General features: G+C 27.2%; 22 protein-coding genes and 1 rRNA gene. 19 read left to right on the forward strand and 4 right to left on the reverse strand.

Annotated features, from left to right (window positions below; all coding sequences use genetic code 11):
- Positions 1-439 precede the first annotated feature (439 nt).
- From CPJCM30710_RS09780 to CPJCM30710_RS09815, 8 genes are all read left to right on the forward strand, one after another.
- On the forward strand, positions 440-1,120 hold the full coding sequence (locus CPJCM30710_RS09780; RefSeq protein WP_212903994.1) for an MgtC/SapB family protein: 681 nt from the start codon (positions 440-442) through the stop codon (positions 1,118-1,120).
- Between the two features lie 221 nt (positions 1,121-1,341).
- On the forward strand, positions 1,342-1,959 hold the full coding sequence (locus CPJCM30710_RS09785; RefSeq protein ID WP_212903995.1) for a DeoR/GlpR family DNA-binding transcription regulator: 618 nt from the start codon (positions 1,342-1,344) through the stop codon (positions 1,957-1,959).
- A gap of 30 nt (positions 1,960-1,989) precedes the next feature.
- Positions 1,990-2,742 carry a DeoR/GlpR family DNA-binding transcription regulator gene (locus CPJCM30710_RS09790; protein ID WP_212903996.1) on the forward strand — a complete coding sequence of 251 codons (753 nt, stop codon included), beginning with the start codon at positions 1,990-1,992 and terminating at the stop codon, positions 2,740-2,742.
- Positions 2,743-2,796: 54 nt separating this feature from the next.
- Positions 2,797-3,603, forward strand: a complete 807-nt coding sequence (locus tag CPJCM30710_RS09795) for a Cof-type HAD-IIB family hydrolase (protein ID WP_212903997.1) — start codon at positions 2,797-2,799, stop codon at positions 3,601-3,603.
- Positions 3,604-4,143: 540 nt separating this feature from the next.
- On the forward strand, positions 4,144-4,644 hold the full coding sequence (locus tag CPJCM30710_RS09800) for a GNAT family N-acetyltransferase (protein ID WP_212903998.1): 501 nt from the start codon (positions 4,144-4,146) through the stop codon (positions 4,642-4,644).
- 73 nt (positions 4,645-4,717) lie between these two features.
- A complete protein-coding gene (locus tag CPJCM30710_RS09805; RefSeq protein WP_212903999.1) occupies positions 4,718-4,939 on the forward strand; it encodes a GNAT family N-acetyltransferase in 222 nt (73 codons plus the stop codon).
- 40 nt (positions 4,940-4,979) lie between these two features.
- Positions 4,980-6,149: an iron-containing alcohol dehydrogenase gene (locus CPJCM30710_RS09810; RefSeq protein ID WP_212904000.1), complete on the forward strand. Its 1,170-nt coding sequence runs from the start codon at positions 4,980-4,982 to the stop codon at positions 6,147-6,149.
- A 71-nt stretch (positions 6,150-6,220) separates the two neighbouring features.
- Positions 6,221-7,219: a glycosyltransferase family A protein gene (locus tag CPJCM30710_RS09815; RefSeq protein WP_212904001.1), complete on the forward strand. Its 999-nt coding sequence runs from the start codon at positions 6,221-6,223 to the stop codon at positions 7,217-7,219.
- Positions 7,220-7,320: 101 nt separating this feature from the next.
- Here the strand turns inward: CPJCM30710_RS09815 and CPJCM30710_RS09820 are convergent, their stop codons facing one another.
- Positions 7,321-8,043, reverse strand: coding sequence for a hypothetical protein (locus CPJCM30710_RS09820; protein ID WP_212904002.1), 723 nt, complete (start codon positions 8,041-8,043; stop codon positions 7,321-7,323).
- Positions 8,044-8,047: 4 nt separating this feature from the next.
- Entirely contained in the window at positions 8,048-8,572 is a 525-nt protein-coding gene (locus CPJCM30710_RS09825) for a sigma-70 family RNA polymerase sigma factor (protein ID WP_212904003.1), read from the reverse strand.
- A gap of 980 nt (positions 8,573-9,552) precedes the next feature.
- Here CPJCM30710_RS09825 and CPJCM30710_RS09830 point away from each other — a divergent pair.
- The 5 genes from CPJCM30710_RS09830 to CPJCM30710_RS09850 all read left to right on the forward strand — a co-directional run bounded on the left by CPJCM30710_RS09830 (position 9,553) and on the right by CPJCM30710_RS09850 (position 13,090).
- Entirely contained in the window at positions 9,553-10,749 is a 1,197-nt protein-coding gene (locus CPJCM30710_RS09830) for a hypothetical protein (protein WP_212904004.1), read from the forward strand.
- A 478-nt stretch (positions 10,750-11,227) separates the two neighbouring features.
- Positions 11,228-11,410, forward strand: coding sequence for a hypothetical protein (locus CPJCM30710_RS09835; protein WP_212904005.1), 183 nt, complete (start codon positions 11,228-11,230; stop codon positions 11,408-11,410).
- Positions 11,410-12,045 (forward strand): recombinase family protein, encoded by a 636-nt coding sequence (locus CPJCM30710_RS09840; RefSeq protein ID WP_212904006.1) that lies wholly within the window; start codon positions 11,410-11,412, stop codon positions 12,043-12,045. Before CPJCM30710_RS09835 ends, CPJCM30710_RS09840 begins: the two co-directional genes overlap by 1 nt.
- 161 nt (positions 12,046-12,206) lie before the next feature.
- Positions 12,207-12,416 carry a hypothetical protein gene (locus CPJCM30710_RS09845; protein ID WP_212904007.1) on the forward strand — a complete coding sequence of 70 codons (210 nt, stop codon included), beginning with the start codon at positions 12,207-12,209 and terminating at the stop codon, positions 12,414-12,416.
- Positions 12,417-12,508: 92 nt separating this feature from the next.
- Positions 12,509-13,090 (forward strand): hypothetical protein, encoded by a 582-nt coding sequence (locus CPJCM30710_RS09850; RefSeq protein ID WP_212904008.1) that lies wholly within the window; start codon positions 12,509-12,511, stop codon positions 13,088-13,090.
- A gap of 183 nt (positions 13,091-13,273) precedes the next feature.
- Here the strand turns inward: CPJCM30710_RS09850 and CPJCM30710_RS09855 are convergent, their stop codons facing one another.
- Positions 13,274-13,627 (reverse strand): hypothetical protein, encoded by a 354-nt coding sequence (locus CPJCM30710_RS09855; protein WP_212904009.1) that lies wholly within the window; start codon positions 13,625-13,627, stop codon positions 13,274-13,276.
- Positions 13,628-13,744: 117 nt separating this feature from the next.
- Positions 13,745-14,269, reverse strand: coding sequence for a hypothetical protein (locus CPJCM30710_RS09860; protein ID WP_212904010.1), 525 nt, complete (start codon positions 14,267-14,269; stop codon positions 13,745-13,747).
- Between the two features lie 644 nt (positions 14,270-14,913).
- Here CPJCM30710_RS09860 and CPJCM30710_RS09865 point away from each other — a divergent pair.
- The 6 genes from CPJCM30710_RS09865 (at position 14,914) to rrf (ending at position 20,507) form a co-directional block, all read left to right on the forward strand.
- Complete coding sequence (locus tag CPJCM30710_RS09865) at positions 14,914-15,888, forward strand: DUF2806 domain-containing protein (protein WP_212904011.1); 975 nt, start codon at positions 14,914-14,916, stop codon at positions 15,886-15,888.
- A gap of 249 nt (positions 15,889-16,137) precedes the next feature.
- Positions 16,138-16,926, forward strand: a complete 789-nt coding sequence (locus CPJCM30710_RS09870) for a hypothetical protein (RefSeq protein WP_212904012.1) — start codon at positions 16,138-16,140, stop codon at positions 16,924-16,926.
- Between the two features lie 274 nt (positions 16,927-17,200).
- Entirely contained in the window at positions 17,201-17,482 is a 282-nt protein-coding gene (locus CPJCM30710_RS09875) for a hypothetical protein (protein WP_212904013.1), read from the forward strand.
- Between the two features lie 396 nt (positions 17,483-17,878).
- Positions 17,879-18,436: an ion channel gene (locus CPJCM30710_RS09880; RefSeq protein WP_212904014.1), complete on the forward strand. Its 558-nt coding sequence runs from the start codon at positions 17,879-17,881 to the stop codon at positions 18,434-18,436.
- A gap of 464 nt (positions 18,437-18,900) precedes the next feature.
- Complete coding sequence (locus tag CPJCM30710_RS09885; RefSeq protein WP_212904015.1) at positions 18,901-20,172, forward strand: hypothetical protein; 1,272 nt, start codon at positions 18,901-18,903, stop codon at positions 20,170-20,172.
- A gap of 215 nt (positions 20,173-20,387) precedes the next feature.
- Positions 20,388-20,507, forward strand: a 5S ribosomal RNA gene (gene rrf, locus CPJCM30710_RS09890).
- Positions 20,508-21,021 lie beyond the last annotated feature (514 nt).

Consider the following 21,021-nt stretch of genomic DNA (forward strand, 5'->3'; position numbering starts at 1 on the left):
CTTTAAATTCTTTAGATATAATTTGTATTAAATAATAATAATTCGCAAAAAATTCACTGTTTTTTTACTTTATTCTTAAATTATAGCATAAAAATAAGATAGATTTTATTTTAAAATTATATAGCTTTGTTAGTAAATTTTAACAAAGAAAATTTACAAACAAAGAACTCCGGCAATATATGCCATCCTGTCGTTAGAAACAACTTCGAATCTAAGATAGGAGACAATTATATGTGCTAGAGTTTAATTAATATTATAATACTTAATTAAATAATTGAAAAGGTTTTTGGTAGAACTTTTCTATTTATTCATGATATTTCCTGTTATTTAAGATTCTTTCGTGGAATTGGGGAATACGTATTAGAATTAAAATAGGTTAAAAGGGCATTCTTTATTTATAAGGAATAATCTTTTAACATTAAGGACAGGAGTGAAATGAGTGGTATTGAAGGATTTTTTAATTAGGATTATTACTGCTTTTATATTAGGGATGGCTGTAGGACTAGAAAGACAATATAGACAGCGTATGGCAGGAGTCAGAACTAATGTATTAGTATGTGTTGGGTCATGTTTGTTTGTAATGTTTTCTTCATTAGAAACGACAGGTGATAGAACTCGTATTGCATCTCAAGTAGTAACAGGAGTTGGGTTTTTAGGGGGAGGAGTTATACTAAGAGAAGGATTTAATGTGAGAGGCTTAAATACAGCGGCAACGCTATGGTGTACTGCTGCTGTTGGAGTTTTAACAAGTTCAGGATATATTTTATATGCAATCATTAGTGCTTTGATTGTTGTAATATCCAATACAGCATTAAGACCAATAGCTAGAAAGATGTATAATATAGAGAACAATGTTATTGATGAAGAAGTAGTTTATGAAATTAATATAAAATGTTCAGAGCAACAAGAGTTTCACATTAGATCATTACTTATGCATATGGTTACAGAAGAGAAGATACTATTGAGCAACCTTGAAAGTAATGATACTGAAATTCCAGGCAAAGTATGGGTAAAAGCAAATATCTTAAGTATGGGTAAAAATGATATGTGTATGGAAAGAATAGTAAGTAGAATTAGTCTTGAATCTGGAGTATCTGCTGCAGGATGGGAAATTGATTAAAGTTTTTTCACTAATGACAATACTATTCGATTTAGTTATATATAAAGGTAGATATATTTGGAATAAGATTTGAGAAAGATTAAAAACCTATGTATGATATTTTATTCATATATAGGTTTTTTTAAGTCGAAATAAATATTTTAAACAAAAATATTTACAAATTACTTAAAAGTATTGATTTATTACTTATAAGTGCTTATAATTAATATAGAGGTGGTCATATGGTTAAAGAGAGAATAGATAGAAACTTTTATAAACATAAAATGTATTCATATAAAGAACGATTAAATTTAAATATTAATGAGAAAAAGAAAATTGCTGAAAAAGCTATGCTTTTTGTTCATAATAATAAAACATATTTTTTTGATGTTTCTACTAATGTTCAACTTCTTGCAAAATACTTAAATAAAAAAATTACTGTATTTACTCATTCATTAGATAATCTTAAGACACTTTCTGAAAAACAATCTGTATTAGTGAATTTAATGAGTGGAAAGTTTAATAAAAAAAATCGTTTTTTTTATAGAACAGATTATAAAAAGTATTTTGAAGGAATAGAGTTTGATGCAGCATTTTTAGGAGCTGGAGCTATAATGAAAGATGGAATTTATTATGAAAATCAAGAAGATGCGTCTATTAAACAAGAAGTTGTAAAAAAATCTAAGAAGGTAATTATTCTTGCAGAACATCAAAAATATGAAAATACTACTTACTATAAAGGCTTAGATTTAGACCAAGTAAATATTATTATTGTTGATCCAATATCACAGACCTCATTCGTAGACATTATAAACTCTCGAAATATTAAAATTAATCCTCGTAGTTTAATCATTATGTAAAGAATACTAAATTAAGAAATAGGTGATTTAATGTATCAAGAAGAAAGGCTATTAAAAATATTAGAGTATTTGAATGAAAACAATAATATGTCTATTCATACTATTTGTGAAATGTTTAATGTATCAAGAGATACTGCTCGTCGTGATATTTTGAAACTTATAGAACAAGGCACAGTAATTCGTACTCATGGAGGAATCAGTTTACCAATTTTAAAAAATAAAATTAAAGCATATAGAGAAAGAATTGAGGCTTACTCAGAAGAAAAAAGTAGAATTGCAAAAAAAGCTTTGGAGTTTATTAATGAAGATGAACATTATTTCTTTGATGTTTCTACAAATGTACGTCTCTTATCAGAATATATAGATAAAAGAGTTCTAGTATTTACACATTCATTGGATAATATAGAAATACTTTCAGAAAAAGAAGATGTATCTGTTCATTCCATTGGAGGATGCCTTAATAAAAAAAATAGATTTTTTTATAAGTTAGATTGTATAGATTATCTTAATGGAATAAGATTTGATACAGCATTTTTAGGAGCCGCATCAATAAATGAAGATGGACTTTATTATGTGGATGAAGAAGACGCTTTTATTAAGCAGATATCTGTTAAAAAATCTACCAAAGTAATTATACTTGCTGAATACGAAAAGTTTAAACGCTCAAGTTATTATAAGGGAGTTAGCTGGGAGCAAATAGATATTATTATTACTGATAAAATGCCACCTTCCACTTTTGTGGATATTATAGAATCATATGATATTGAGTTGATTATTATTTAAGCAAAGTGGTGAAAAGGTTTTTGTGAAATTTGATATGATAAAGGGGGAGAAAATATGAATAATTTTAAAATGATATGTTTAGATATTGATGGAACTTTATTAAATTCTAATCACAAAATTTCTCCAAAAGTAAAGGAGACTATTAAGATAGTTGCAAATGAGAAACAAATACCTGTAATATTGGTTTCAGCAAGAATGCCTAAAGGCATAGCATTTTTACAAAAAGAGCTTGAGATAGAGCAGCCAATTATTTGCTATAGTGGAGCCTTAATTTTGGATAAGAATGGTGAGATGTTGTCAAAAGAAAGTATATCTGTTTCAAGTTTTGAAGAAATATATAAATTAGTTCATGATTTTAATATTCACATCAGTTTATATAAAGATGATGAATGGTATGTAGAAGAAATGGATGAGTGGGCTAAGCAAGAAAGCGAAATAACAAATATTACTCCAATTATTATGAATTTTAAGGAGTTAATTGAATTATGGAGAAAAGAAGGTACAGGCCCAAATAAGATTTTGATTATGGCTAATCCTAATGAAATCGATATGTTAAAGGAAAATATTAAATATAATAACTTAAATATATACCCATCAAAAACAACATATTTAGAAATTATGCCAATTGAAGCTTCAAAAACATCTGCAATTAGCTCTTTACAAAAGATATTTAATATAGAAAAGTCTGAGATAATTGCTATGGGTGATAATTATAATGATATAGATATGATAGAGTACGCAGGCTTAGGAATTGCAATGGGCAATGCTCCAGAGGATGTAAAAAAACATGCAAATGATGTAACCTTAACAAACGATGAAGACGGGGTAGCAGAAGCAATAAAAAAATATGTTATATTATAACTAAAGTTATAAGGATAATATTTTGTGAGGTAGATGAGAATTTAATTCTTCATCTACCTCTATGCTTAATTGTAATATATAACAATATTATGCTTGTTTATAAGTAAAGATAAATAACTTCAATCTTTAAACAATTCCTGTTAAATAAAATTTAATAGGCATCGATCCTATTAAATTTGAGCCAGATTTCACTTTGTGAAATGGCAGCATAATAGATTCGACATGCAATACTTTTTCTAGGATATACAAGTTCAATCCTTAACAAATTTTAGAAAATAGTCTCAGCATGCAATACTTTTTCTAAAATTCTTAATTCAATATGAACTTGTATATCAGGAATTATAAGTTTAATTAAGAAGTTGTATATCTATATTCACATCATTGTTTTGATTTAGATAATTTTGATAATAACTACAAACTTTTTTAATTTACCATTATAATTTACTATATAAATAGAAAATGAAGTAATTAATACTAGCATTTTATTATGACATAAACCTTAGATAATGTAACCTTACTTAATTATATAGGAGGGAGACAATGAATTATAAGATTGAAGAGATGAAATCATCTGATTGGGAACAGGTAGCAAATATTTATTTAGATGGTATAAAAACAGGTAAAGCAACTTTTCAAACAGAAGTACCTACTTGGAAAGATTGGAATAATGCTCATATTAATTTATGCAGATTAGTTGCGCGTTCAAATAATAGCGTATTAGGTTGGGCGGCATTGAGTCCAACTTCAAGTAGATGTGTTTATGTAGGAGTAGCTGAGGTTAGCATTTATATAGATGAAAAACATAAAGGACAAGGCATAGGAAAATCTCTCCTTCAAAACTTAATTACACTATCGGAAGAAAATGGATTTTGGACTTTGGAGTCTGGAATTATAAGAGAAAATACTGCAAGTATAGCGCTACATAAAAAATGTGGTTTTAGAGAAATCGGTGTAAGAGAAAAAGTAGCTAAAATGGGTAGTGGAATGTGGCACGATGTAGTTCTAATGGAACGCAGAAGTAGAAAAGTTGGAGTATATTAAGTTTGATATAAATAAACTTAATGCATACTTTTCGTATATTATAAACTTATTTATACCACTAGAGGAGAAAAGTATGATACAGGTATATGATGATAGATATAGAAAAGAAGTTATATTAGATTTTGCTAAAAATCAGAGCTTATCTATAATAATTTTAGATACTCCAAGCAAAGCCAATAGGTCTCATAGCTTCTATAAAAAAGTAGGGTTTAAACAAATACCAAAAGAAGCATTACCAATTCCGTATGAATATCCAGATAGAGATTCACTTATCTTTAGATTAGATTTACGATAATTATTACATCTTAACACTATTATATAAGGAGGAATGATTTATGGATAATTTTACTTTTGCAAATCCCACTAAAATAATTTTTGGTAAGGAAACTGAAAACCAGGTTGGAAAAGAAATAGAGGGATATAGCAAAAAAGTATTGCTACATTATGGCGGAGGAAGTATTAAAACAACAGGTCTTTATGATAGAGTTATATCCTCTTTAAAGAAATCAGGAATTGAATATGTAGAACTTTCAGGGGTTAAACCTAATCCAAGATTAAGTCTAGTAAAAGAAGGAATAAAGATATGTCGTGAAAATAATATAGGATTTATATTAGCTGTTGGAGGAGGAAGTGTTATAGATTCTGCTAAAGCTATAGCTTGCGGAGTTCCTTATGAAGGTGATGTATGGGATTTTTATTTAGGAAAAAATATAATTAAGAAAGCATTACCAATAGGAGTAATACTAACAATTCCAGCGGCAGGAAGTGAATCAAGTAAGAATTCTGTTATAACAAATGAAGATGGCTGGTATAAAAGAGGTGTAGGAGCACCTGCACTTTATCCTAAGTTTTCAATATTAAATCCAGAGTTAGCGTTTACACTACCAAAGTATCAAGTGGCTTGTGGTGCAGCAGATATAATGGCTCATTTAATGGAAAGATATTTTACAAATACTCGAAATGTAGAATTAACAGATAGACTTATAGAATCAACAATGAAGACTATAATTAATAATGTGCCAACTGTATTAAATCAGCATGATAATTATGATGCTTGGGCCGAAGTTATGTGGGCAGGTACAGTAGCTCATAATGGATTACTTAACACTGGAAGAGTAGGTGATTGGGGATCACATGGCATAGAGCATGAATTAAGTGGCATATACGATGTTGCACATGGAGCAGGGCTTGCAGTAGTGTTCCCAGCATGGATGAAATATGTTTATAAAAATGATGTTAATAGATTTGCACAATTTGCAGTTAGAGTATGGAATATAGATAATTCATTTTGGGATGTTGAAAGAACAGCTTTAGAAGGGATATCAAAATTAGAAAACTTCTTTAGAAGAATTGGATTACCAACAACGCTTAGTGAATTAGGAATAGAAGATGATAGACTAGAAGAGATGGCTTATAAAGGTACAAATGGAGAGACTAGTACCTTAGGCAATTTTGTAAAACTAGGTAAGGAAGATATATTTAATATTCTAACACTTGCTAAATAATAAATATTAAGATTTTTTGATTATAATAAGATTAAGTGGATTAAAGTCAATTCTAAGAATGAGGTTAACAAATGAAAGATAATATATTTCTAAGTATAGTTATTCCTATGTATAATACAGAAAGACATATTACAAAATGTCTAGAGTCATTAAATAACCAAACTATTAAAGATTTTGAAATAATAATAATAGATGATGGTTCTTCTGATGAATCATATAAAAAGGCAAAGGAATATTTAAAGGACAAGACGTTAAGCTACAGTATGATCTCCCAAAAGAATTTAGGACAGAGTGTCGCAAGGAATGAAGGTATTAAAAATGCAGTAGGAAGATATATACTCTTTTTAGATTCAGATGATTTTGTGGGGAATAACTTAGTGGAAAAGACTAGAGAAGCAGCTTATAAGCAGGAGAGTGATTTATTACTATTTGACTACAAAAGGGTAAAGGCTGATGGCACAATAATTCCTAATAGACAGCAAACTTTTGAAAGTTTTAAAGAAATAAAAGAAGGTATTGATGTATTTTATGCTTATAAGAATAATGAAATAAGACTATGGACATCTAGTCTTATATATAATAGGGAATTCATTTTAAAAAATAACCTAAAGTACTTGGCAGATTGTCATGGTGCAGAGGACTTAAACTTTATATTTAAATCATTAATGAAAGCAAAAAAAGTCAGCTTTATAGAAGATACTCTATCATATTATTATCAAAGAGTAGATTCCCTAACAAATAGTCCAGATATTAAGAAAAACATCACAGTAGTAAATGCTATGGAAGATGTATGTAAGTTTATTAAGAAGAATTCCTTAGATTCTAAATTAGAAGAAATCATTAAAACTGAATTTACACCAGAACATATTATGTACCAACTATTTGGATATATAAATGAAGAAAATAAAAATGAAGTTATAAATTATCTTAAAGAACCTAAGATAAAAACCTATTTAAAACGCTGTAAATATGACACAACTAGATATGGGAAAAAAGCCTTTGTTTGGATGAAGTTTGCATGTTATTTCCCAAGTAAATTTTCATCTGAATATTTGAAACGTAAAGGTTAGTTTTTATATAAAAAATAACAAAGGGAGCTAAAGATTTTTTAGCTTCCTTTGTTATTTTAAAAATATGATCACAAAGGTGTATAGGAAGCTTTGGCAGGATTTTATTTTAAGTCATGTGATATATAAATCTTATATATAATCTCATTAAAAGATTTATTATACCATACTTCTTCTGATAGGTTATTTTCTTTTGTTATTATTTGTTTCCCATCATTATTTTTACTTTCTTCAATTCTACTATATAAATTGTTGAGATTATAATTAGAACCCATTAGTTCTTTAATAGTATCTTTAAGAAGTCCTAAGTCTTTATCTTTATTATCTGTAGATTTTATATTCTCTACTATAACATAAAGGAATTCTTGTCCTTTACTATTATTGTTTTCTATAGTAGCTCTATATTTTATACTATAGTTTCCTGTACTTTTCTCTTTAAATCTATGAGTATACTCTAGGGTATTTTCATTATCTAAATAAACTTGAGTAGATTTATCAGATGCATTTATGTCGTATCTTTTAATATCTTCTAATAATGCTTGTACAGTTTTCTCTCCTTTATTAAGAAAATCTTCTCTAGAACTATTTGATTGTTGATTACTGCCTACTTTATTTGCCACTATATTAAATAAAGTTGTTATTTGAGCTTTGACTGGAGTTGATAAATAGATTGCTCCAATCATAAATATGGCAAGAAAACTAGCTATTTTTTTATACTTTAGATTATTCTTTTTCTTTTGTTTATTAGCATCATTAATAGCCTTTTTTACTATTACATCTAAGTCTTGTGGAACTTTAATATTGTTAAAGATATCATCTTGTCTCATAACATTAACACTCCCATCTTAAAATATTTCTTAATGAAGTTATCCCTCTGCTTATGTGGCTTTTTACTGTACCTAAAGGCATATTTTTTTCTTCAGATATTTCTTTAAGTGACATATTCTCAAAGTATCTTAATATAAGCATGTCCCTCTGTATTTTATCTAATGATTTAATTGCATTCATTAAATCAATGTTTTCATAGGTGTTAGTTTCTAAATCATTAGCATTTGTAATTTTTTTCAGTAAGTTTTCGTTTGTTAGTTCTATTTTTTTATCTTGTCTATGTTTATCCATACAAGTATTTATAAGAACTTTTATTATCCATGTGTAAAAATAAGTAGGTGATTTAAGTTCTTTTATAGAAACAAATGCTTTATATATCGTTTCATATACACAATCTAATGCATCCTGTTCATTATGTACATAAACGAATGCTGTTTTATATAACTTTTCTTGAATAGGCTCGATTATTGCATAGAATGCCTCCTTATCACCTTTTATTGCTTTTTTAATCTGTATTTCACTAATCATCTTTTACCTCCTTCTAAAAATGCCTTCATATATTAGACGTAAAAAATAGGGAAAAGGTTGCAAAAATTTAAAAAAATATTAAATTTTTTTATTATATTGCTTTAAAAGATCTGTTTAGCTTGAAACAGACCTTCTACTTAATACTCAACATATGTATCTTATCATATATATAATCAGTAATTAGAATAAGTATATTCTTAGGTGCTATATTCAGTATAGTTTTGTACACTGTTATCTTAAGTAAGTTTATTGTAAATGAGGAACAGTTATTAAAAATCAATAGTTATGTAATTGTGTATAACTAAGAAAAGAAAAACAGATTCACAGATTATTCCTAAAGAAATACTGATCATAATCCTTTATAGAAAAACTCTTGATATGGGACTAATAACAATAAGAGAGTATAGCAAATGTCAAGCTTTAAGGAATACCAAATTGAATATTTAAAAAGTGGGATTATAAAAATAGGAAATTTACTGCATGTAATAAATTCAATTCAAGACAATAAAAATAGCTCTGGATTAATTCTGGAGCTTTCTTAATAGTGTAAAATTGAATTATAAAATAAGGAGCATTATTTTCACTAAAATTAAAACTTGCTAAGGGAGTACCACTAATCACTTTATTAAAACCATTTTCATCAAATTCATCTTCAGGCGTTATAGAAAGGAAAAATATTTGTTATTATTGAAGTTATAAACATAGTAAAGATCAAAAATATGAACTAATTAGGGTACTTGAACCAGATATTGAAAATAGGTATGCTGTATTTAATTCAGATAACATTCAAGTTAAGGATTAAACAATAAAAATGGTAAATATGGTGATGATCCATATGGTTTGTATTGGGTTATATAGCTTACTTGAGGAGTTAAAAGTTTTAAATTTTATATTAGAAGATTGTTGTTTCTAATAGTTGGTTCAAATAATTAGTTTTGTTATAATATTAATTAATTATATTATGATAAGAGGTTGATGTAATGGATGATATTAAAGCTGAAGTTAAATTAAATGAAAAGTTAGCTCACCTAACAGAGCAAGAAGTTAATACTTTAATGAATAGATATTATAATAATAATAAAGCTAAAGATTTAGTTGAAGAGTATAAAATAGATATAAATCCATCTAAACTATATACCCTTTTTCCACCAACTGTATGCGATGAAAAGTTATGTCCTTATTGTGCGAATCCTTTGTTAATAAAAAGACCTTCGAAATCATCATATAGTTTTAATACTAATAATGCATATTGTATAAATTGTGGACATGAAGATAGTATGTTTTGTAATTGTACACATTGCCAAGAGAAAAAAAGAATAGCAGAATTAAAAAAAGAAGAAGAACAAAAAAAGATAGCTCAAAGAAAAAGAGTATTAATAAATGAAACTTATAATTTGAATAAATATAAACCAGTTAAAATAAATGAATTAACGCTTAGAGATAAGGTTTATTTAGGGGCATTACTAAGAATTGCTTTAACTGAAGATATGAAAAAAATAAAACCTTTAGAATATGTTGAAAGAACTTTAGCACCAACATTAGGATATACTAAAGAGATTTTAAGAGCATTGATTTATAAAAATATAATACTTGTAAGTCCTGATTCTAAAATAGAGGCATTTCCAGATTCATCGGATGAGATAGAGTTTCCACATGTATATTATATTAATAAGGTCAGTTATGTGCTAAATATTGATTTTGAAGAAAATTATGAAAAGGAATTAGCAATTTTAATTAATCCAAGTGAAATAAATGAAGAAGATAAGAATGAGGCACTAAAAATATGGCAAGATATTTCTTTAGAAGAATGTTTAGAATACCTTAACTATCAAATGGATAAAGTAAAGTTTGAATTTAATGCTGGAGAAAAAACAATTGCAATTTTTAAAGATTTATTACAGAATTTCTCTGTATGTCAAATATATGGAATTATTTATAGAAGCATTGCTAATGCTACAAAATATTATCAAGAAACAGATATAAGTAGAAAACAAGCTGCAAATTCAGTTGTTGGAAATTGTCAAAGATATGGAGAAAGAGCAATAATTGAGAAATGGCAATTAAGCAAGTATAATAGAGTGCATGAATGTCCACAATCAATGATAAGTGAGTTTTTCTTTAATCGTATCACTAAAATAGGTGAGTTAGGATTTGAAATGCCACCAATAATATTATGATTGTTTAGTGAGCTTATATCGTAAAGGTATAGGCTTTTTTTTATTTAAAGAAACTGCTACTTAGGATAAAATAAAGAAATTTAATATAATATTTAAACGAACTTATAAAAACAAAAAAGCTTATATGTAAAATAACATGCCATAATTAGGAATCATAGGTATTTCATTTCTTCTTTATATAAGTCTAGGATTTAAGGGTGCTATTTCTTAAATATAAGTGGTTTATGACTAATTATAGGAGAGAATATATTTTTAGAACTTAAGAAAGAGGGATGCCCCTCTTTCTTACTTAGTCATCGGTGCCATCCTAAACTTCTTTTTCTCATTTAACTCATTAATAAGATTACGCGCTGAGTTCTTGTCAGTATTATTATAGTCAATGCATACATTGAGCTCCATGGCCAGCTTTTTTAAACTAGGTCACAATTGTGATTAATGATGCATATATCTCTTTAAAAATATGAGAAATATTATAGAAGTGAAAGAGAATTTAAATGAAATTTGGGTTTATGCAAGTAATAGACCAGATAAAGTTGCAAGAGTTACTTATAACGAGAAAATAAAGGATGAACTTGAAAAGTATACTTGGACTTATGTGGGTCATAATAAAAAGAAAGAATACTTTAAGACAGGTGCTAACTGTTATTATTTGCATCAATAATGATATTTGGGTATATGAGAATAAGTACAACTAAAGATACACAAACAACACAAAGACAAAGACTAGCACTAGAGAATTATGCAAAAGAGAATAATTTCAAATTTAATGAAATAAAAGAGGAGCGAGTAAGTGATACGGTAAAGGCAGAAAATAGAGAAGTATATAAGGATTTGAAAAATAAAACTTTAAGAGTAAATGATATATTAATTATTACTGATTTAGATAGATTAGGGAGAAATGCAGATGATGTAATAGCAGAACTTAAAGATTTGAAGAGCAAAGGGATTAAAGTTGTAAGTTTAGATATACCATATATGAATGAATGGGAAAAGGTTACAGACGCAACTAAATATAAAAATAATGATAGTATGTATGATATGATAATTGATTTAGTAATAACTCTTAAAAGTTATATGGCACAACAGGAAAGGGAAAAAACTGTTCAACGTATAAATCAAGGATTAGCAGTTGCGAGAGCAAAAGGAAAAAGATTAGGAAGACCATCAGTAAAGCTATCAAAAGACTTTATTAAAGAATATGCAAAATTTAAAAGTGGAGCATACGGAAATATATCAGCAACTCAATTTTCAAAGATGTTAGGTATTGGAAGAAGTACATTATATAAACATATGTAGGGAAGGTAAATAACATACCTTCTTTTTATTATAGGAAATAGTATTATTTATATAAAGGAGGATTGGTAATTTGTATAAAATGGATAAAAAGGTGAAATATAAATACTAAGAACTTAAATAGCATTTGCTTGTATAATACATTTTAAAAAGGTGGTATTACAATGGAAAATAATAATTCTGAAAAACATTTTGAAAATATTTTAGAGCGTTTAAATAATATATTAAACATACCAATGATGAAATTTAAAAATGCAATGATAAAAAAAGAAGAGAGCATTAAACTTAGGGAAAGTAATATAGAAAAACTTACGTTAGAAAATGAAGAATTGAAAAGAAGAATGTCAGAATTAAAGAGGTTACATAAAAAATAATAAAAAATATTTTAAGTGAAAAATTCTATTTAAGAATATACAATTCAATAGATTCATAATATTTACTAGGAGCATCCTGGGAGGTTAATATTGTGGATTGGGTTAAAGCTATTATTTCTTTGTTCAGTGATAAAGGATATAAGAATATAGGATTAATTTTGGAAATAATTCTATTATGTATACTGTTTATAAGTCCCAGCTTTACCTTCATATTTTTGTATAATAATGAATTATTTAGCAGTATAAAGTTAGGTTGGTCTATTTTATTAATTTTAGTCTTTAGTAGTCTTTTATTTATGTTTCTATTTGTTATCAGATTAATAGGAAATATTAATCTATCTGCAGAAGATAACATTAGTAGTAGGGAAACCATAATAACTAATGTTATAATAACGATAGTAATGATGGCAATAATTGCAGTTTTACTATTTTTAGTTTATTCAGTAAAGTTAATATGCAGTGGGGATGAAAGTACACGATTTAGTATAATAAGTCTATTTGTAGTTATTATTTTAGTGGTGCTTAAAGATACTATAAAATTGATTCAGAATATAGTAGTATTATTAGGATTAAGCAAAAAAGAAAATAATCTTAAGAAAGAAGAAAAAGTCTTACAAGATGAAAATAATAAACTTAAAGATAAACTGAGAAAATTAAAGGAAAGTAAGGATTAAGAATAAGGAAATAGAATAGCTAGTAAAATGAGAAGAAGAGGTAAAATACACCTCTTCTTTTTGCATGTAAGGGGGTATATTAAAAACTAAGAGCATGTTTTCTTATTTAGGAATGGAGGGAGTACGTCTACTCCTATTATTCTACTCAAACTATAAAAAAGTGAATTGTATAACTGTAATAAGTTACTGACATTTGGGACACCATTCCCCCTTAATAAGTTGTTCTACAGTTAAATTAAAACGATGAGAAGGTTTGTTGCCACAAGATATAGTAATACCAGTTGGTTTATAAACTGTATGATTTCCAGAGCATCTTCCACCTTTAGATTTAATTATTTCTAATATAGGGTTGAAACAAGTAGGACACCATTCTCCACTGATAAACTGGGTCTTATTCAGTTGGAATGGAGGATGATTTTGATTACAAACAAAAATCGCTTGATGACTAACTTTAGTTGTTCTGCTTTTATGGTGAAAGTATTCCTCTTCTATAATTTCACATTTTCCTCCTCTTTCCTTGGCTTTAAATATTATCATATATTGTTGAAGTGCTGGGGTTAACTTACGAGGGTTAATATTTTTACATTCATTACACCACGTATAAGTTCTTTCAACACTACTAATTCTTGATGAAAATCTATGACATAATTCACATTAGATTGTAGCACAGTGATGATTATCTTTGTCACTAATTACATCTATAATTTTGCCGCCATTATTTTTAACTATATCCTCAAATTTGTATAATGATGGATATTCATGTGCATAATAAACATCTAGAGAAACATTATAATTCATTAACTCTTTATTTATACCCAATGCTTCTAGCTTTTTTAATATATTTTGAATTAGGTCATTGTCTGATGTAGCATCATGTGTAAATATTGAGACAAGTTTAATCTTTTTTTTATCGCATAACTTGATTTTAAAATTATCTTTTGCTTTTTGTTTTAAAAAATCTTTATAACTATGATGAAAGCGTGGAGTGTATTCATTATGCTGTCCTCCTTGATACTCAAAGGCAATCCTTAAACTATCGCTAATTCCATCAAGTTCAAGGTCTTGCCCCTCAGCATAATATCCTAAATCATGCCTACTTGCATTAAACTCAGTATTAAGAATATTTTCAAGAATATATTGACACTTTTTTTGAGTTGAAAAAAATTTAGGCTTATACATAAGTTACCTCCTCTAAATACTTATATAATAAACAGTATTTGTTGTTTTTTGGAAAATATGAATTCTCGTTCACTATCTTGAATAATATTATTTTACATTTCAGTTTGAAATTTGTTATATCAGTATAGTAAATAAAGTTGTATATGTTGCGGCAGGCGTGTAAAATAAATTAATTTGGGTTATTACAGTGTATTTCGTAAATTATTATTATTTCAGTTAGATGCTAAAATTATCAATATATCAATATCAACGGCAACATTAAAAAGATATATAGAAATAGAACAAATAAGAAACTAGGCAAATAAGTCTAGTTTTTTCTTTGCTCTGATGTAAGATAACAATTTGATAAAAGAGGAATTTCAATAATATGATGTAGCAAGCTTCTCCTAGAGCATATTCTAATTAATGTATATCCTTCATGTGGTTAGTTGGTTAATTCTATACTATAATTTATTAAGAACCAATATAAAAATAAAACAAACTGATTTAATATAGTATAATTTCCCTATATTACCTATTTGTTTTAACCGCTATTTACCAAATTATCTCTATATAATATAATTAGTAGATAAATTTATTATTTGCTTTTTAAATAAAATTTTATATGTAGATTATCATGAAAAATTGGGAGGGGAGAGGTTTATATGGATATTAAAGATTTAGCAGGTATAGGGGAACCTTTAAAAAAATTAATAGAAGTTGTATCATTAGGCTTTGGTAAAATTTACGAGCCACATGCAATTAAGAAAAATGCTGAAGCTAAAGCAATTGAAATTAAAACCATAGCTGAAGCATTAAGTATAGGTAATCTTAGTTTAGAAAAAATATCTTACGAAGATGGTAAGTTAGTTATGAATACAGTTAATAATAACAATGAAAATTCTAACATAACTGAAAGAACAATCGATAGATTAATTTCTCAACAAGAAAAAAGACAAGCTAATATCGAGAATATAATCAATAATGCTGCAAATGAATTAAAAGAAGCTGAATTTGTTTCGAGTGAGAAAATTGATGAAGATTGGATTTCAAGATTTTTTTCGATTTCAGAAGATATTACATCAGAAGAAATGCAGCTTATTTGGGGTAAGATACTTGCAGGTGAAGTAAAGAAGCCTAATTCTTATTCATTAAGAACATTAGAACTAATAAGAAATTTATCAAAGAAAGAAGCTGAATTAATCGCTAAAATTGCAGATGCTGCACTTAGTAATAGTAACAATACAAAATATTATGTTGTTGATGATAGAGAGTTTTTAAAGAATGAATTTGATATTAACTTTATGGATATAGTTTTATTAGAGGAAATAGGTATTATAAAGAAGGGTATATCATTAACAATTAATACATCAACAAATCCTATTAAAGATTACTTTGCTAATGGCGATTTATGTTTATTTTATGATATACAAGCTAATGTACCACAAAAATCAGTTAATATTTTTTTACTTACTACAGCTGGTAAAGAAATTCTGTCGATTTTAGAAATTAATCCTAACATAAATGTAATAAAAAATTTTGCTTCTAAAATAAAATCTAATGGAATAAGTGTTTTTTATGGAAAAGTAATCGAAAAAATGGGTACTCAAATTAGATGGGAAAGATATGGTGAGTTATAATTATATTATAGAATTTTACTACTTAATACTTACCTAGCATTCTTTTATATTAGGTGAATTAACTAAAGTCTGCATTGTTTATAGAATAGACTTTTATGTATAAGTTTTATATTTATAGAGTTGTAGTAGTAAATGTATAATTAGTATTAATATTTGAGTTTCCTGTGATGTTATAGAGTTTTGTTTATAATATAGTTATCTAATAATCGTTAGTAATCTCAGATGAAAGATTTTAAGAGGAAAAAGAGCATGAGAAATAAACAAAGTTTAATTGCTGCTACATATATTTTTATTTTAGTAGTTGTAGTAGTAGTTATTTTAATTATTCCATTTTTCGTAAAGTTTATAATTGAAATAACTACTTTAATTCTACCAAAGCCTATTGGAGAGTTTAACTCATGGGTCGGTTATTATGGAAATATATTTGGGAGTACAATTGGTGGTGCAATTAGTGCTTTTGTTGCCTACGGAGTAATGAAATATCAAATCAAAATGAATAATGAAGAAGGAGAAAATAATAGAAAAGAAATAATCAAACAAGCTATATTTTCTGAATCTATTAGCAAAATAAAAAAAATTACTATGGAACAAGATATTGTGATAGATGAATACTTGGATTTTATTAAGCAATACTACTTGTCTCAACTTGAACTCTCAGAAGAAAGACATGATTTTATTAAAACTAATCTAGCAAATTTAGAAAGAAAATTTGAACAGTTGCATATTCAATTTGTGGTTGAGTTACAAATTACGGATTGTTTAACAGATATTTTTCAAAAACAAGCCAAGGAAATCATAGACACATATGCGAAATGTAATGATAAAGTAAATGAATTAATTAAGATATGTGAGAATTTAAGAGTAAGGTTGTATAATAAGAAAGAATTAATCTCTATTGATGCAAAAAATCTGTTGCTTGATAAGGAAAATTATAGAAAGTTACAGGATATCCTAGAGATTTCTTATAAATATAAGTATGCGTATACCACTTTTTATTCAAAACTATATTCTTTTTATATAAAGAAATATCTTATTTAGAAGCAAATCTAAGTATAATATAAATGAAAAAAATCTATTTTTTATGTAGAGATATTGTGAAAAGGTAAAGTTATAATATTAAAGTTTTGTAAAGATTTAAGCAGGAGCAATCCTGCTTTTATTTCTGTGAAATATTAGATTACAGAGAGAAAGCAGTAGATAAACTTATATTTTCATATATGACGTTATAGGAAAATCTGGGCTATAGCAAATTTTATAAAAGATAAGCCAAGTAATATAATGTAAATATAGAATATTGAAAGGTGGTTTTAAAATGAGTGAAAGTGTTGTTTATGGAAAAGTTTATGATGAAATCAAGGTTCAATCAATGCATAGTTCAACAACTAAATATGTTGTAAGATGTGGAGATGTGAGTTGGGGGCGGGATGGAAATTATAAACCTGTTATATATGTACTTATGGAATATAAGGAACATTTAGAAACTTATACAAATCCACCACATTATATGATTGAACCAGATGTAACTGGGATTAGTGATATAACAAAGGTTATCAATGCAATTGAGAAACTCAAAAAGAAATTTAATATAAAATAAGGTTACAAGATATTCTGTAAGATTAAAAATATTAATTTAAAGAGCCAATAATAAGGCTCTTTTTGTTTTGGGTTAAGTTAAAAGGAATAGGGGGATATATTAAAAACTTAGAAGAGGTTCACTTTTTTATGGAGTGGTAGAGTACATCTGGTTGGAGATAAGGTGAGTATTTAATAAAGGAGGAATTTCAATAAGATGATAGTATAAACTTCTTTCATAATCAATTCTAATTGATGTCCCTGTGGTAATAAATGTATAATGTACATATAGTATGTTTATTTAAAATATCAGTTTTATATTGAAATACTTATACGGCAAAATACATAATAAAAACTAATAAGTTATAACTTCAGCACTAATGCAGAAAATATATGAAGATATGGGGTGGGGATACTTATGAAAAATATATTATTGATAGTTATTATAGTGATTTCTATTGTACACGCAGTTTTATTTTTTTACTTTAGAGAAAGAAAGAACCATTTATTAAGTTATTTTCAATATCATATTATTATGTTAATGATTTTGTTTGTTTCAATTAAATATTTAATGGATAAAGTTCCGATATATTATACATTGTTTTTCTTAATTTTTACAATACTTAATATTGTCCGAACAGTTAAATGGCTAATTAATTCAAATAAGACTAATTTCTACTTTATATCATTGTACCTGGTTGAATCATTTTTTGTAATAGTAACTTCATATGCGAATTTATATGGTATTTTTAATAACTTATTCAGTAAAGATGCTTTGACATTAGTAGATACCATGTATTATAGCATTACTACCATTACAACAACTGGCTATGGAGATATCTATCCTACTTGTAGCATTACGAAATTTATCGCAGCTTCTGAAATGCTAATTGGATATTTTTATGGGGCAATAGTTATAGCCATTATAGTATCAAAATTCATTGAGATTGCAAATAATGAGAAGAAGAGCCAGTAATTTAAGGCTCTTTTTGTTTGGGCTAAATTAGAGGAGAGGGGGTATATTAAAAACCCATTTACCGTTTACATCGAGTAGGAGTATGTGTGTACATCCTCAACCAGTCTTTTAATCTTTTAAAAAGTAAAAAAGATAGGAATAAAACTATGAAAAAGCAAGCTTCACCTAGTTTTAGTTGGAAGAGGTGAAATTAAATCTATAAAGGGGTCTTTTTAGTAAAGCTGGTGAGTACATCTCTGGTTGGAGGTAAGTGTATGATTGGTTAAGGCATAGCACTATATTGATAGTGATTGGAAATAAATGTATAATTAAGTGGTGAGCTATTTGGTTTTTGTTTAGTAATAGTTCCTAGTATGGGTTATAACAATAGTGGTTCAGTGATACCAGTAATGAAATTTTATTGTCGGTTACATAAATAATTAAGGGAAAGTTTCAAAATAATCATTTTAAGAAGGTGTGGTTTTATGAATCAAGATATGTTTAATGATTTTGTTAAAACTGTCGAACCTTACGTTAAAGCGTATGGTGCGATAAATCTTTCAATGACTTTTGGGGGAAAATTTGTTAACATTACATCTAATTACGTAAAAGGTCTAATACAGAGACAATATTATGATATTGATGAAATATTTAATGAAATTGACAATGAAAATATTAAAGTCGGTAGTATAATTAAAACTTCTGGAATATTATTGCGGTATGGACAAGTGTTTAAACCATATACACATGTAAATGGCATGTTCAGTAACTGTGCTAAAGGCGAAGAGAAGGAGATTTATAGAGCAGGTAGAAGGGTTGTTCAATGTTCAATGGAAATGACCTCTAAAGTATTTCAACCCCCCGTACAGAAAATACCACCATGTAATGGCATAGCCTGTGCATTCATTTATGATAGCAGATTTAAGGGGTTTATCCACGATTCAAACAGAAATCAAGATGAATTGAAAGAAAAACCATTAATTGTAGATAAATTTAGTAAACCAATAATAGTTTTGTATGATATAACTAAACAAGAAAAGTTTATAAATAGAGAAGTTGATTTAAGGTGCAGAGTAATAAAAATTCCAAAAGAATTGATAAGCTCTTTAAATGGTATCTTTGATAATACAATAAGAGAAATTTGCTCGAATTTTTTTAGACCTTATAATGAAAATACTAATTTTATATGTCTTTCTTTATTAGATAGTGAGTGTGGAATTGAGGAAATTTCTAAGATTGAAAGCATAGAAACTATTAAAGCTCCATTATATGTAGAAGGTCATATTGAAGGATTAAGGAAGTTAACTGCAAGCGAAGCACAGGAATTAATACAGAGTATATTACCTAATTTACCTCAAAAATTAGACCCTAACTTTCCACTAAAAGTTGGTACTTTTACAAATAATATTGGTATACCGTTCCTTTCAATAGACAATATTAATGTTGTTTATAGAGAACCAGAAATTGTGGGATTTTATTGTGATACCGAATTATTTAAACCAGAAAACTATGAAAAAAATATTAAGCTTTTTTCAAATTTTGTAAATAACTTTGCAATAGATTATAAAAATATTACTAGAAAATTATTAGGGGAAAAGATGGGCTTGGAATTAAATTTTCTATTTGATTATGAAAAACAATATATTTTTGATAAGAGGGGTGTATTAAGTTCAACTTTTGCAAAAAATCTGTATGATATTGATGAATCATCAAGGTATGTACAAGATTGGTTGAAGATAAATAGGTCAGAAGTTTAAGTATTAGGCTGGGAGGAAAGTATCTATCATTTAACAAACGGTTAAAGTTGCTGTAACTGTATTTATATTTATTTTAAATATCAGTTTTATGCTGTGGAAATGATATCAATTCTCTATATGTTACGGAATTAATAAAAAGTGCTTGTACACTACTAAAAAAGTAGAGTATAATAATTTATGCTTACAGAATTGCTACTTATGTAAGTTTTTGTGAAGCTAGTAATGATGCGTCTAAGGGTTAAACACCCGTACCCATGCCGAACACGAAGGTTAAGACTTAGGTGGCTGATGGTACTGCATGGGCGACTGTGTGGGAGAGTAAGTGGTTGCTTACGGAACATTGAGATTTTAAGGTGGAAATGAAAATATTATCTTGTTTAAGGTGGATATTCAACTTCAAGTAGTAGAGTATTTTATTACATTTAAGAAGGAGAAGTCCAGTGAAGATAAACATAAGTTTTTTTAATTTTAATTTTAAATTCTACGTAGACCAACAAATATTAAGCGAATTTATTTCTTTTATTATTTTATGGTTTATGAGTTAGCACCAAAAGGCAAAGTAGATTTATCTACTTTGCCTTTTTGGTTATAAAAATTATATCTTTTTATATCTTTAAAAATGCTTAGTTGAGATGCCTTTAAGATGCAATATAAATTTTTAATGCTCAAACTTAAAATAAAATTTAAGATTTATATTATTGTTAAGTAAAATGAGAAAAAGAGCCTATAAAGGCTCTTTTCAGTTTGCTGAAAAACCCCCTGTTTAAAAAACAGAGGGGTTTTCTAGCAAACTTGTGGATAAATTTTAAAAGAGAGCTTTTCTATTAATTTGAATAAAATTTTATATAA

This window comes from Clostridium polyendosporum (assembly GCF_018332455.1).
Taxonomy (GTDB): domain Bacteria; phylum Bacillota; class Clostridia; order Clostridiales; family Clostridiaceae; genus Clostridium_AY; species Clostridium_AY polyendosporum.